We start from the raw sequence: 13758 nt of genomic DNA, 5'->3' as shown, positions 1-13758 counted from the left end.
ACCCGGGGAAACCATGCGCTACCGCCTGCTGCGGTCTTCAAGACTGCTGTTGTCCTGCTGCCTGTTGCTGCTGTCCATCCCATCATTCGCCGCCGCTGGAGTTCCTGCCGCCGGCGAGTTCCCGCCCTCGATCGCACTTGGCAAGAACCTGCCTGGCGAACTGGTCGACTTGCAGCAACGTCGCGGCAAGGTGGTCATCATGACCTTCTGGGCGAGCTGGTGTGGCCCCTGCATGCGCGAACTACCCGTGCTGGCGCACCTGCAGAGCGTGGTTGGCAAGGACGCGCTGGAGGTCATCGCAGTGAACTGGGACGAACCGCGCGCGCAGGTGGTGAACTTTGCACGCCGCAACAGGAAGCTGGATCTGGAATACGTACTCGACAGCAAGGGCAAGGCCGCCGAGGCCTATGGGGTGAAGGCCATCCCCCTGATGTTCGTGCTGGACCAGGATGGCCGCATCAGCGCCGTCCATCGCGGCTATTCGGAAGCGTCGTTGCCGGGGATCCTGGAGCAGGTGCTGGCCCTGCTGCCCGAACATGTACGCACGCGGCCAGCGCAGAACACCAAGACCGGCAGCGGCGGATGACACGGCCTAGAATGGGCGGGTGAACATCGCCCTTTCCGACGCATTCAAGTACACCCTGGCACAGCTGCTGGGCGACGGCTGGCGCACCGACGCCACCTCGCTCGCAGCCCATGCGCAGGACAACTCCTGGCGCCATGCCTTGCCACAAGGCGTGGCCCTGCCAAGCACACGCGAACAGGTTCAAGCCATCGTCCGCGCCTGCCGTGAACACGGCGTGCCCCTGGTCGGTCGCGGCACCGGCACCGGCACCACCGGCGCTGCGGTACCCACGGCTGGCAGCATCGTGCTGTCGTTCGCGCGCATGAACCGCATCGTTGCGATACAACCCGGCGATCGCTGCGCGGTGGTCGAACCCGGCGTACTCAACGGCGATCTGCAACAGGCACTGATGCCGCACGGCCTGTTCTGGCCGCCGGATCCTTCCAGTGCGGATATATGCAGCATCGGCGGCAACCTGGCCTGCAATGCTGGCGGCCCGCGCGCGGTGAAGTACGGCACCAGCCGCGACAACGTACTTGGCCTGGTCGCGGTCACCGGCACCGGTGAGTTGATCCAGTGCGGTGGCCCCTACACCAAGGATTCCACCGGCTACGACCTCACCCATCTGCTGGTTGGCAGCGAAGGTACGCTGGCGCTGATCGTCGAAGCCACACTCAAGCTGACCCCTCGCCCGCGCAGCCAGGCTGGCCTGCGCGTGCTGTACCGCGATGCTGAAGCGGCTGCCGCTGCCGTATCGCGGGTGATGGCACAACCGGTGACGCCGACCACGCTGGAATTCATGGACGCCCGCAGCCTGCAGCTGCTGCGTCACAACGGTGCGCAGGTGCCCGAAGCCGGCGCGATGCTGCTGATCGATGCAGACGGTGATGAAGACACCCTGCCCTACCTGTTGAATGCCTTGGCCGAGGCGGCTGAAGGCGACGGCATGCTGGCGCTGGATGTTGCCACCGATGGCAGCGCGCGCGACAAGCTGTGGGCGGCACGCCGCGCCCTGTCGCCGGCACTGAAAACCATTGCGCCAGGCAAGATCAACGAAGATGTGGTGGTGCCGGTGTCGCAGATCCCGGCGCTGGTGGAAGGCGTGCAGCGGCTCTCCGAACAGGCCCAGCTGCCGATCGTCACCTTCGGCCATGCCGGCAACGGCAACCTGCACGTCAACATCCTCTATCACCCGGATGATGCGGACGAGAATGCGCGCGCACATGCGGCCCTGCCCAAGGTATTTGCATTGGCGCTGCAGCTGGGCGGCACTTTGTCGGGTGAGCACGGGATTGGCCTGGCCAAGCGCGATTTCATGGCGCAGGCATTTTCAGCAGGCACCCTGGCGACGATGCGCGCGATCAAGCAGGCACTGGACCCGGGCGGCATCCTCAATCCGGGCAAGGTGTTGCCGGAGGCGTAGGCACGGCTGGCTGTAGTGCCGAGCCATGCTCGGCAGGGGCTTTACAAGCGCGCGTCTGACAATCCAGTGGCTTCGCGGCTTACGCCGCTCCTACAACAGACTGCTCAGGCAATCGCTTCGGCGTAGCGGCAGGACAGCAAGGCCTTGATCAGGAAATCGACCTGGCTGGTTTCTCGGGCGTCCACCCACATCACCGGCAAGCGGTGGCCTTCGCCGGCCAGGGCATTGCGGAAGTCGCCGAAGCTGAAGTCAGGCTCGCGGTCCTGGCAGGTCACGCCCACGGCAAAGCAGGCATCCGGTGCCAACGCACGGAAACGCTCCAGCAGTGTCAACGTACTTGGCAGCGCGCGCGGGTTGAGTGCGCTCACAAGTACGATCACGCCAATTGCACCTTCCGCCACGATCGGCCACATGAAATCCAGGTAGGCCTGGCCGGGCACGCCGTAGACGTGCAGCAACTCACCATCACCCAGTTCAATGGAGCTGTAATCCAGCGCCACCGTCGTATGCGATTTATCCTCGAATGCGTCCAGCGCAGCTTCGTCGCTGATCGGCATTTCCGTGCTGATCGGTTCCATGTCCGAGATCGACCGGATCGCAGTCGTTTTACCCGCACCCATTTCACCGACAAAAACCAACTTGGTTGCCATAGCCGTCAGACCTGAAGCCCCTTGGAAAAATTGAGCCCGAATCGCTTGGCGATACGTGTGAAGAAACCGGACACCTTGTTGCCGGAACCCTGCGTGGGTGCAGCCCCGGTGCCGCTGCCATCAAGCAGCCCGGTACAGGCCGCCGCGGCCATGATACGGGCAATATCATCCAATGACGTCCCGGTAGCCTGCGCCAGTTCGCCCGGCTGCCACGGCCGCCGCATCATCGCCGCCATCGGCAACAGCCATTGCACCGGCAACTTGCCGGTCTCGACCTCCGGCCAGCCGCGCAGCTGGCATGGGTTTGTGGTCTCCCGTTGCACCAGCGGCTCCGGCGAGCGTGCCGCCGCCTGCCAGCAGAAGTCCTCGAAGGCATGGGTGCTGACCGCATCGGCCATGCATTCATCCACGGCCTCGGCGCTGCCCAGCTGCGACAGGGTCCAACCCGGCTCGGCGGCGGCCTTCAGGAAGTTCTCATAGGGCAGATCACGCAGCAGGGTAGCCCGCGTATGCGTGGCATCGATCAGCAGCTTGACCAGGCCCATGTGCAGCAGGCAGGGCTTGCCTTTGCTGCCACTCAAACTGCGGAACAGCGTGCGCGGCTTGTAGCGCTCGTCACTGTTGTCAGACGCCACCAGCAGCTGTCGCAGCTGCTGGAAAATATCGCGGACGCTGGCGCCGTAGGCCACGCCCGGAATGCTCAGGCCCGACAACACCTTGCGTGTGACCGCCAGCACCGGCAAACCCTGCTGACTGGCCTCCCGCAGCAATTGTTGGCCATTGCTGTCATCGATGCAGGCCACCAGCAGATCCACCTGTTGGTGGTTCCACTCCTGCACGTCGGCCTGGATGTACTCGGCCATCAGCAACGAACTGGCAACCTTCAGCCGCATCATATGCAGGACATCCAAACCCTGGCAGCCGATAACGGCCGCAGAGATCTTGCGGGCGGGTGCACTCATGGTGTCGATCAAGTTCTGTGAGTCGAAGCTCTATCGGCGTGCTGCGGCTCCGTCACGGAGCAACAGCACGCCATTGCATCACTTGAAATCGAGCGTCTGTTCGAACGACTTCAGCTCGTGGCGTGCCAGCGCCAGGTTGGCGCGCGAACGGTCCAGCACCACGTACAGGAACAGGTCCGCATTGCTTTCCAGCGGACGGATCAGGTGGTACTGCTTGGTCAGGGTGATCAGGATGTCTTCGATCGCATCGGTGATGCCGAGCGAGGCAGCAACGCGGCGCTTGGCACGCACCACTTCGGTGTTGCCGGCAGCAGCAACTTCCAGGTTGATCGGGCCACCGCCGAGCATGCCCAGGGCCATGCCGCTGTCGCTGTCGACCAGCGCTGCACCGACGAAACCGGCGATTTCACTCAACTTGTCCAGCTTGACGTTCCCAGCCATGTTTTTCTCCGTTCCTGATCGATTATTGTCTAAGTGTTGAATGCGACCGGGCCGCTGTGCGGCACCGGCATCGCATCGGTTGTCGTACTCGAAGCCGTTCACCCGCACGGCCTCCCTGGCATGCCAGGCAAGCTGCAGCACTGATGATTTACAACAAGAGAGTTACAGCAACACCTTGATCCGCGCCGCAGCATCGCGAGCGGCATACAGCAGGATGGCAAGGGAGGTATCGGCATGGCCGAGCGCGGCCAGCGTATAGGGCCGGTCCGCGGCAACGCGTACCAACACCATGCTGCCCTGTGAGGTGGACATGGTCACGTAGTCGGCCGCCGTCAGGCCGAGCTCGCGCGACAAGGTTTCCCCAAGCGTCAAGAAGGAATTGCTCATCGCCGACAAGCGCCGTGGATCGAGCTTGTTCAACGAACGGTGAGCGATCGCACGGCCATCGGCCGTGGAGACCAGCAGCATGGAAATGCCAACGTTGCGTTCAATGACGGTATCGAGTGCTGTTTCCAAGGCACGGCTGTCCACCGTGACCGAGGGCGTACCTACATCACTCATCTTCGCCCTCACTTTTTCCAACGTTGCTGTTTCCACCACTACTTCCCCCTGTCTGCTGTCGCCGGATGCAGACTCTCGATTGCACCAAACCGCGACTTCCATCACGAACGAGATGTTAAATATGAATACGTGGATGCCGCGTGAACACAGAAATCAGCCTTACTGATTACGGGGTTCCCTTAGTCCCCTGCCCCTGAAAAGTGGTTGTAGCCCTGCTTCGATGCCCCCTGCACAACACCCTCCTGGTTGATCACCTGTACCCCTGTCCCGGCTCGAATATAGCCAATACGGGTAAGCGGAACTGCTACGGATGCCATGGTTTCGTGCAGGGCCTGCCGTTGTCCCGGTGGCGCGGTGAAGCACAACTCATAGTCGTCACCGGCACTGCCACGCAAGGTGTTGAACGCCTCGGACAGGCCCGCCTGCGCCGCCGCCGACGAGGCCGGCAATGCATGTTCGAGCACATCGGCGGCAACCCCGCTGCGTGCGCAGATGTGCCCCAGATCCGCGAGCAGACCGTCGGACACATCCACCGCAGCCGTCGCCAAACCCCACAACGCGCGGCCCAGCTCAACCCTCGGCGTTGGCCGCGCCAGACGCTGACGCAGGTGCTCCAACGCTGCATCGCCAGCCTTCCGGCTGACATCCAGGGCGCGCTGCTGCCACAGCGCCAGGGCCAAACCGGCTTCACCCGGCACGCCACTGACCCAGATGTCATCGCCGGGCTGGGCGGCATCGCGGCGCAGCGCCTGCCCCGCGGCTATCTGGCCCATCGCGGTGATGGAGATCGACAGCGGGCCACGCGTGGTGTCGCCACCGATCAAGGCGATGCCATGCAGATCGGCCAGCTGGAAGAAACCTTGAGCGAACTGATCGACCCAGTCCGGGTCGGCATCGGGCAGTGACAGCGACAGACTGCACCACGCCGGTTGCGCGCCCATGGCGGCCAGATCGGACAGGTTCACCGCCAAGGCCTTCCAACCGATATCGGCCGGCGGCGTTTCCGCCGGAAAGTGCACGCCCACGTTGAGCGTATCGGTGGTCACCACCAGTTGCTGGTCAGCTTGCGGCTGCAGCAGGGCGGCATCGTCGCCTATCCCCAACACGATGTCCGCGCGCGCAGCAGTGCGGCGGCGGATGCGTTCGATCAGGCCAAACTCGTCAAGGCTCATCACTGCGTTCCCTCAAAAACAACAACGCCGGCACCGATGATGCCGGCCCGGCGTTGTGGCAAACCCCAAGCGCGGCGATCACGCCGCCAGCGCTTATTGGCTGGACTCGGTCTTGCGCCACTCCACGGCGGCGCGGTCGAGCACGCCGTTGACGTAGGTATGGCCGTGTTCGGAACCAAAACGCTTGGCGGTTTCGATGGCTTCGTTGATCACCACGCGGTACGGCACGTCCTGGCGGTAACGCAGCTCGTAGGCGGCCACGCGCAGCACCGCACGTTCGATGGCGTCCACTTCCTCGACCGCACGGTCGACGAACGGCGCCAGCGCCTCGTCCAGGTCACGGCGGTTGTCGAGCACACCGCGCAGCAGGCTTTCGAAATACGCCAGGTCGGCGATTTCGTGCGCCTGCTCATGGGCGAACTGGGCCAGCAGCGACTCGGCGTTGCCACCGGAGATCTGCCACGCGTAGATGGCCTGCAGGGCACGGCGGCGCGCGCGCGAGCGCAGCACCGGGTCAATGCCGTCGCGGCGGACCGGCTTTCCGGCAGGCTTGCCGTTGTTCTTGTTGTTCATGGCAGCTGTTCCAGAAGATTGACCATTTCAATTGCCGCCAAGGCGGCTTCCTCACCCTTGTTGCCGTGGCTGCCGCCTGCGCGGGCCTCGGCATCTTCCACCCGCTCCACCGCCAGCACGCCATTGAGCACCGGCACGCCGAAATCCAGCTGGGCGCGCATCAGGCCTTCGGCACAACGGTCGGCAACGTGCTCGTAGTGGCGGGTATCACCACGGATCACGCAGCCCAGGGTGATGATTGCAGCGTGCTGCCCGGCCGCAGCCAGGCGCGCTGCAACCAGCGGGATTTCCCAGGCACCGGGTACACGCACCACGTCGATTGCGTCCTCGCCGATACCGTTGCCGGCCAGGCTCTGGCGTGCGCCGGTCACCAATGCATCGGTGATGCGGGCGTTCCAGCGGCTGGCAATGATGGCAAAACGGGCCGATCCGGCCGGGCGGAGGTCGCCTTCGTAGTGGCTCATGGGGGTATGGGGATCCAAAAGGTGGGTAAGTCTAACGTGCGGGGGCTTAACCCGCGACGCAGAAAACAGCTGCAAGCCCGGTCCAGCCGGGCTCGCAGGTGGTGCCGGCGGCTCAGGGCTGCACGGTTTCGACGATTTCCAGCCCATAACCGGCCAGGCCGATCTGCCGGCGCGGGGTGCCGAGCACGCGCAACTTGCCCAGGCCCAGGTCCGACAGGATCTGCGCGCCAGCACCATTGCGGCGCCATTGGCCCACGTCCTTGTCCTTGCCCGGGATGACCGGCGCCGGCTGCTGGCGCAGGCGCGCCAACAGTGAATTGGTGTCGCGCGGCGCCGATAGCACCACCATCACGCCGCTGCCTGCGGCGTCGATGGCGCGCAGCGCATCGGTATTGGCCACGCCGAAGTCATCCCGGCGCCAATGCAGCAGGTCGGCCAGCGGGTTTTCCACCTGCACGCGGACCAGCGTCGGGGTGTCCTTGTCCGGGGTACCGCGGACCAGCGCGAAATGCAGGTCATTGGCGATGCGGTCACGGTAGGTGACAAGCCTGAAAGCGCCGAATTCGGTGTCGATATCGCGCTCGTCCACGCGCTCGACGGTGTGCTCGGTGGCCAGGCGGTAGGCGATCAGGTCGGCGATCGAGCCCATCTTCAGGCCATGCTCGCGGGCGAACACCTCCAGCTCCGGCCGGCGCGCCATGCTGCCGTCGGGGTTGAGGATCTCCACCAGCACGCCCGCCGGTTCCAGCCCGGCCAGCATGGCCAGGTCGACGCCGGCTTCGGTGTGGCCGGCGCGGGTCAGCACGCCACCCGGCTGGGCGATCAGCGGGAAGATGTGGCCCGGCTGGTGCAGGTCGGACGGCTTGGCATTGGCCTTCACCGCGGTGCGGATCGTGTGGGCCCGGTCATGCGCGGAGATGCCGGTGGTCACGCCTTCGGCGGCTTCGATGCTGACAGTGAAATTGGTCTGGAACTGCGCGGTATTGGCCTGCACCATCGGCGCCAGGCCGAGGTCGGCTGCGCGCGTGCGGGTCAGCGGCAGGCAGACCAGGCCGCGGCCATGGGTAACCATGAAATTGATGTCCGACGGCTTGACCAGCTCGGCGGCCATGATCAGGTCGCCTTCGTTCTCGCGGTCCTCGTCATCGACGATGACCACCATGCGACCGGCGCGGATCTCTTCCAGCAGTTCGGGAACGGGGGCGAAATTCATTGTGCGGCTCCTTGGCCCAGCAGGCGCTCGACATAGCGGGCAACCAGATCGATTTCCAGGTTCACCGCGCTGCCGACGCCGGTGGCGGAGAACGCGGTATTGGCGACGGTGTGCGGGATCAGGGCCACTTCAAAGCCTTCGTCATCGGCTTCATTGACGGTCAGGCTGACGCCATCCACGCAGATCGAGCCTTTCTTGGCGATGTACTTGAGCAGCGCCTTGGGCGCGGCGAAGCGCCAGCGCAGGGCGCGCGCGTCCTCATGGATGGACAGCACCTTGCCAAAGCCATCGACATGGCCGCTGACCAGATGGCCGCCAAGGCGGTCGGTCGGGCGCATGGCGCGCTCAAGGTTGATCACGGCACCTTCGGCCAGGCCACCAAGCGTGGTCAGGTCCAGGGTTTCCGTTGAGGCATCGGCCTTGAAGCTGCTGTCGTCGAAATCGATGACGGTCAGGCAGACGCCGTTGACGGCGATGCTCTCGCCCATCTGCACCTGCTCGAACGGCAGGCTGCCGACGGCAAAGGTGAAGCGGACATCGCCGCCGATGGATTCGCGTGCGGCCAGACGGCCGACGCCTTCGATGATTCCAGTGAACACTAACGTTCTCCGCAGTAGATGAGCGAAAAACGCCGCAAGGCAAACAGGCGCACGGACCCCGCAAAGGGCCCGAAACACCGTCTTCTTTCATCCGGACTATGACCGTCGGCTCCGGCATCTGACCGGATCTGCTGACCTCCAACCGGGCAACCGCACTGCTGTACGGGCCTTGCCGGAGCGCTCGCGGGCTCGCACAGCACCCCTTTGGGGGGCATTGCACCTACCGCCGGTGGGGAGTTGCACCCCGCCCTGAAGACGTTTGTATGTGCCGGTGAACCGGCGCGGCAATTGTACCAGCGCCACCCCGGGAAGGCCTTGGCAGAGCTGAACAAGTGCTTCCCATCCGTGGAACGGGCTGGATGCCTGTGTAGTGCCGAGCCATGCTCGGCAGTGGCTTTACCTTCGAAACGCCACCCTCACCCCACCCCCTCTCCTGCACGCGGGAGAGGGGCTCAAGCGTGGTGTCGAGCCAGCTCGGCACCACGCCTTTACGCGGGGCGCAGCAGCAGCCGCAGGTCCGGCCCGATCATGCGCGCGTCGCGCACCTCCAGTGCCACCGTCTGCGCCATGGAGTCGATGCCCAGCCCCGCCAACAATGGCCGCGCAGCATCGCCCATCAGCAGCGGCGCCATGTACAGCAGCAACTCATCGACCAGCCCAGCCCTGAGCAAGGCACCGCACAGGGTTGGCCCCGCTTCGACATGTACTTCGTTGATACTGCGCGCGGCCAGCAGCGCCATCACCGCGGCCAGCTCGAGCCGGCCATCGTCCAGTACTGGAACACCCGCAAACTCGGCCCCATCCGTTGCTGGTGCAAGCACCGTCGGGTCGTGCAGATACAAGGTGCCAGCATCGCCATCGCGCACACGCTCACACGCCAGGGTCCGCAGCCGTGCATCCAGCACCACGCGCAATGGCGGCAGAAACTCACCGGTGTCCGGTCGCGCGGTCAACAGCGGATCATCCGCCAACACGGTGGCCGCGCCGGTCAGGATCGCACCAGCGCGTGCGCGCCAGTGCTGCACATCGGCACGCGCGGCTTCACCGGTGATCCACTTTGACTCACCGTTGGCCATTGCCGTGCGCCCGTCCAGGCTGCCGGCCAACTTCACCCGCACGAATGGGCGACCACGTTCGATGCGCGACAGGAAGCCACGATTGAGCTCCCGCGCCTGCGCGGCCATCAAACCCACGTCAACGGTGATACCGGCCTGCCGCAACAGCGCAAATCCGCCACCATCCACATCCGGGAAGGGATCGGCCATCGCCGCGACCACCCGGCCAACGCCAGCATCGATCAAGGCCAATGCGCACGGCGGCGTGCGCCCGTAATGCGCGCAGGGCTCCAAGGTGACGTAGGCGGTCGCGCCACGGGCACGCTCACCCGCTTGTCGCAGCGCGAACACCTCGGCATGCGGGCCGCCGGCACGCTGATGCCAGCCCTCGCCAACGACTTCCACGCCATGTGCGATGACACAACCCACCATCGGGTTGGGCCGCGTGGTCCAGGCAGCTCGTTCGGCAAGGCGCAGCGCGCGGGCCATCAGCAGGTGATCGGTGGCGGTGAACTGACTCATCGGCAAAACCTCATTACGGATGCGGCACGCTGCTCATGTCGGCAACGGTCGTGGGCAAGTGTATGCGCAGCAAGCCCGGCATCACCGCTCCGGCACACTTCAGGCTTGACCGGTATCCACTGCCATCACCGTGATCGCCAGCGGCCCCAGCTGCAGCTCGGCATGCACATGCCAGCCCAGGCTCCGGTACCAGCCCACCAGCGGCGCTTCGCAATACAGGTACAGCACCGGCACGGCCAGCGCCGCGGCCTGAGCGACGCAATGCGCGACCAGTGCCGCACCCACGCCTTTGCCACGCGCAGCCGGACTGACGTACAACGAGGCCAGCCATGGCGACCAGCCGCGGATCTGCTCATGATCATCATGCAGCAGGCTCACCGAGCCCAACCAGCCATCGGCATCTTCCGCCAACCAGCTGCAGGGAATGGTGTGGCGCTGCTGCATGGCCAGCTCCGCCTCGGCCTGGGCCACGGTCCAATCGGGAAGCAGCGTGCCGAAAGCCTGTACATGGGCTTGTGCGATTGCCGGCAGCAGTTCACGCCGGTCCTGCAGATTGATGAACTTCATCGGATTCGACTCTGGCAGCCACAACAGGGGCCGCGTACTCAATGTATTAGTGGTTCACGCGCTGGAACATGCCCACGCCCAAGGCATGCAGACGCGCGCCATCATCGCCCTGCTCCAACAGCAGGCCCATCGTTGCCGATTCGCACAGGCCAATCGCGCAGCCATCGAACAGCACCTGGTAACCGGGCCGCAGCGGCGGTTGCAACGGCAATCGCAGCGATTGATCCATGCCAGGGAAGTGCAGGCGCAGGCCTGTCACAACCTGCCCCGGCGCCGGCGACGGAAAGCGATAGGTGTTCCCCTCCGGCAACCTGCCCTCGGCGGCCAGTTCGCCCTGGGCCAGCTCCAGCACCACCTGTATGCCGTCGCTGGCCACACCACTCATTGGATCAAGCAGATTCACAAACAGTGGCCTGCCAGCTACGTGCGTGTCCGCCAATTGCGCCTGCAGCTCCCCACGTTCCTCCTGGCCGTTGCGATCAGCCGGATCCGGATGCGCCTGCTCCAGGTCGGCAAGCAGCTGCGCCAGCTGTGCGCGCTCGGCCGACCTGGCTTCATGCGGGACGAGTTGCACGGTATCGGCGAGATCATCGCGCGGATGCAGCAGAAGCATGCCATCGTCGAGCGACCATTGCCCTTTCGAGCTGCGGGGCATGGGATGCATCACCAACGTCAACGCGTAGTTCCCGTCGCCCCCCAGCTCCAGGACCGAGCCTGCATATCCGTCTTCAACGATGCGATAACGCCCTGCCAGCGCCTGTGGCGTACAGGCCTCCCCCACGCAGGAAGATGGACCGCCCTGCGCTTGATCCAGCCCGGCAGCAGCATCGACGGCCTGCTGCGCAGCCAATCGAGCACGCCCGGCCACATCCACGGGACTGGAACGCTCCTGGGCCTGCGTGGGCAATGCCAACGACAACGCGAGCATTACCAGTCCCTTGCGTGAAAACCGCCGTGCCGCTGATCGCACTGCCACTCCGGCCTCCCTTCCCCGCACACGCAGCAATCAGCGCTTGCCGTTCTTGCCTGCCCGCGCGGCTTCCGCCCGCGCATGCGCCAACAACGGCAGCTGATCCTCGTCACTGGAATGATCACGCTCCAGCTTCTCGATCTCGTCGCGGAAATCGGCCACGTCCTCGAAGCTGCGGTAGACCGAGGCGAAGCGCACATAGCCCACATGATCAAGCTTGCGCAGTTCGTCCATCACGAAACCGCCGACCTTGATCGACGGCACTTCGCGTTCGCCGCACATGCGCAGCTGGTGCACCACCGCGCGTACTGCCGCCTCGATGCGCTCTTCCGATACCGGCCGCTTCTGCAGCGCGCGGTCGAAACCCACCCGCAGCTTGCGCGCGTCAAAGGCTTCGCGGCCGCCGTCACTCTTGACGATGACCGGCAGCTTGAGCTCGATGGTTTCCAGCGTGCTGAAACGTTCGCCACAGGCTTCGCAGCCACGGCGGCGGCGGATGGTGGCGCCATCTTCGGAGACGCGCGAGTCGATCACGCGGGTGTCGGTGTGCTGGCAGAACGGGCAATGCATGTTTCAAGCCTTGGACATCAGGCGCCGCGCATGCGACGTGGAAAACCTGTAACGCAGATACAACAAACCCCGGGCCGGGGCAAGCGCCCAACCCGGGGTGATGTGGTCAGCTCAGGGCAGAACGGGCGTCAACAACTGCTGACACCCGACGCCGATCAGCCATAAACCGGGTACTTGCGGCACTGCTCGCTGACGGCATCACGCACGCGGGCGATGACGGCTTCATCGGCCGGCGCGTCCAGCACGTCGGCGATCCAGTTGGCCAGCGCGACGCAGTCGGCTTCCTGATAACCGCGGGTGGTGATGGCCGGGGTACCCAGGCGCAGGCCCGAGGTCACGAACGGCGAACGCGGGTCGTTCGGCACCGAGTTCTTGTTGACGGTGATGTGGGCCTTGCCCAGCGCGGCTTCCGCGTCCTTGCCGGACACGTCCTTGCCGATCATGTCGACCAGCATCAGGTGGTTCTGGGTGCCGCCGGAGACGATCTTGTAGCCGCGCGCGATCAGCGTGGTGGCCATGGCCTGGGCGTTCTTCACCACCTGCTGCTGGTAGGCCTTGAATTCCGGCTCCAGCGCTTCCTTGAAGGCCACGGCCTTGGCGGCGATGACGTGCATCAGCGGACCGCCCTGGATGCCCGGGAACACGATCGACTGCAGCTTCTTCTCGATCTCTTCGCCAGCGCCCTTGGCAATGATGATGCCGCCACGCGGACCACGCAGGGTCTTGTGGGTGGTCGAGGTGACCACGTGCGCGTGTTCGATCGGGTTCGGGTACACGCCGGCAGCGACCAGACCGGCGACGTGCGCCATGTCCACGAACAGGTAGGCACCGACCTTGTCGGCGATGGCGCGGAAGCGCGCCCAGTCGATGACCTGCGAGTAGGCGGAGAAACCAGCCACCACCATCTTCGGCTTGTGCTCCAGTGCCAGGCGCTCGACTTCGTCATAGTCGATCAGGCCGGCTTCGTTCACGCCGTACTGGATCGCATTGAAGATCTTGCCCGAGGCATTGACCTTGGCGCCGTGGGTCAGGTGACCACCATGGGCCAGGCTCATACCCAGGATGGTGTCGCCCGGCTGCAGCAGCGCGAAGTAGACAGCCTGGTTGGCCTGCGAGCCGCTGTGCGGCTGCACATTGGCGTAATCGGCGCCGAACAGCTGCTTCAGGCGGTCGATGGCCAGCTTCTCGGCGATGTCCACGTACTCGCAGCCACCGTAGTAGCGCTTGCCCGGGTAACCCTCGGCGTACTTGTTGGTCAGCTGGCTGCCCTGCGCTTCCATCACCATCGGGCTGGCGTAGTTCTCGCTGGCAATCAGCTCGACATGGTCTTCCTGACGCTGGCACTCATCGGCAATGGCCTTGGCCAACTCGGGATCGTAGGACTCGATACGGGCTTCACGCGGGAACATCACAGCTCCTGGTACGGGGGCGAGGGAGCTGTTGATTGTAGC

Annotated in this window: 16 protein-coding genes and 1 riboswitch; of the genes, 2 read left to right on the top strand and 14 right to left on the bottom strand. The window is 64.8% G+C overall.

The annotated features are described in order from the left end of the window. The first annotated feature begins 13 nt into the window (after positions 1–13). Entirely contained in the window at positions 14–586 is a 573-nt protein-coding gene (locus QMX78_RS02835; RefSeq protein WP_282266345.1) for a TlpA disulfide reductase family protein, read from the top strand. Positions 587–605: 19 nt separating this feature from the next. Then, a complete protein-coding gene (locus QMX78_RS02830; RefSeq protein ID WP_282266344.1) occupies positions 606–1988 on the top strand; it encodes an FAD-linked oxidase C-terminal domain-containing protein in 1383 nt (460 codons plus the stop codon). Between the two features lie 104 nt (positions 1989–2092). Here the strand turns inward: QMX78_RS02830 and QMX78_RS02825 are convergent, their stop codons facing one another. The 14 genes from QMX78_RS02825 to glyA all read right to left on the bottom strand — a co-directional run bounded on the left by QMX78_RS02825 (position 2093) and on the right by glyA (position 13716). Then, the gene (locus QMX78_RS02825; RefSeq protein ID WP_343239158.1) at positions 2093–2647 is read right to left on the bottom strand and encodes a GTPase; all 555 of its coding nucleotides are present in this window, start codon (positions 2645–2647) and stop codon (positions 2093–2095) included. Beyond that, positions 2644–3600, bottom strand: a complete 957-nt coding sequence (locus QMX78_RS02820) for a hypothetical protein (protein WP_282266340.1) — start codon at positions 3598–3600, stop codon at positions 2644–2646. Before QMX78_RS02820 ends, QMX78_RS02825 begins: the two co-directional genes overlap by 4 nt. A gap of 78 nt (positions 3601–3678) precedes the next feature. Further along, a complete protein-coding gene (locus QMX78_RS02815; protein WP_282266338.1) occupies positions 3679–4041 on the bottom strand; it encodes a roadblock/LC7 domain-containing protein in 363 nt (120 codons plus the stop codon). Positions 4042–4203: 162 nt separating this feature from the next. Beyond that, the gene (locus QMX78_RS02810) at positions 4204–4602 is read right to left on the bottom strand and encodes a roadblock/LC7 domain-containing protein (RefSeq protein WP_282266335.1); all 399 of its coding nucleotides are present in this window, start codon (positions 4600–4602) and stop codon (positions 4204–4206) included. 179 nt (positions 4603–4781) lie between these two features. Next, a complete protein-coding gene (gene thiL, locus QMX78_RS02805) occupies positions 4782–5774 on the bottom strand; it encodes a thiamine-phosphate kinase (RefSeq protein WP_282266331.1) in 993 nt (330 codons plus the stop codon). A 93-nt stretch (positions 5775–5867) separates the two neighbouring features. Further along, positions 5868–6347: a transcription antitermination factor NusB gene (gene nusB, locus QMX78_RS02800; protein WP_282266329.1), complete on the bottom strand. Its 480-nt coding sequence runs from the start codon at positions 6345–6347 to the stop codon at positions 5868–5870. Then, on the bottom strand, positions 6344–6811 hold the full coding sequence (ribH, locus tag QMX78_RS02795) for a 6,7-dimethyl-8-ribityllumazine synthase (protein WP_282266327.1): 468 nt from the start codon (positions 6809–6811) through the stop codon (positions 6344–6346). The genes nusB and ribH overlap by 4 nt, the downstream gene beginning before the upstream one ends. Before the next feature lie 112 nt (positions 6812–6923). Beyond that, complete coding sequence (ribB, locus tag QMX78_RS02790; RefSeq protein WP_282266323.1) at positions 6924–8024, bottom strand: 3,4-dihydroxy-2-butanone-4-phosphate synthase; 1101 nt, start codon at positions 8022–8024, stop codon at positions 6924–6926. Continuing rightward, positions 8021–8623: a riboflavin synthase gene (locus QMX78_RS02785; RefSeq protein WP_282266321.1), complete on the bottom strand. Its 603-nt coding sequence runs from the start codon at positions 8621–8623 to the stop codon at positions 8021–8023. Before QMX78_RS02785 ends, ribB begins: the two co-directional genes overlap by 4 nt. A 75-nt stretch (positions 8624–8698) precedes the next feature. Beyond that, positions 8699–8884, bottom strand: a riboswitch (FMN riboswitch). Between the two features lie 227 nt (positions 8885–9111). Then, complete coding sequence (gene ribD, locus QMX78_RS02780; protein ID WP_282266319.1) at positions 9112–10200, bottom strand: bifunctional diaminohydroxyphosphoribosylaminopyrimidine deaminase/5-amino-6-(5-phosphoribosylamino)uracil reductase RibD; 1089 nt, start codon at positions 10198–10200, stop codon at positions 9112–9114. Between the two features lie 99 nt (positions 10201–10299). Then, positions 10300–10767: a GNAT family N-acetyltransferase gene (locus tag QMX78_RS02775; RefSeq protein ID WP_282266317.1), complete on the bottom strand. Its 468-nt coding sequence runs from the start codon at positions 10765–10767 to the stop codon at positions 10300–10302. 46 nt (positions 10768–10813) lie between these two features. Beyond that, positions 10814–11695: a hypothetical protein gene (locus QMX78_RS02770; RefSeq protein ID WP_282266316.1), complete on the bottom strand. Its 882-nt coding sequence runs from the start codon at positions 11693–11695 to the stop codon at positions 10814–10816. 78 nt (positions 11696–11773) lie between these two features. Further along, positions 11774–12307 (bottom strand): transcriptional regulator NrdR, encoded by a 534-nt coding sequence (gene nrdR, locus QMX78_RS02765; protein WP_282266315.1) that lies wholly within the window; start codon positions 12305–12307, stop codon positions 11774–11776. Between the two features lie 155 nt (positions 12308–12462). Next, complete coding sequence (gene glyA / locus QMX78_RS02760; protein WP_282266309.1) at positions 12463–13716, bottom strand: serine hydroxymethyltransferase; 1254 nt, start codon at positions 13714–13716, stop codon at positions 12463–12465. Positions 13717–13758: the final 42 nt, after the last annotated feature.

Source organism: Stenotrophomonas sp. PS02298 (assembly GCF_029959445.1).
GTDB lineage: Bacteria > Pseudomonadota > Gammaproteobacteria > Xanthomonadales > Xanthomonadaceae > Stenotrophomonas.
This window is presented reverse-complemented; position numbering and strand designations above follow the sequence as displayed.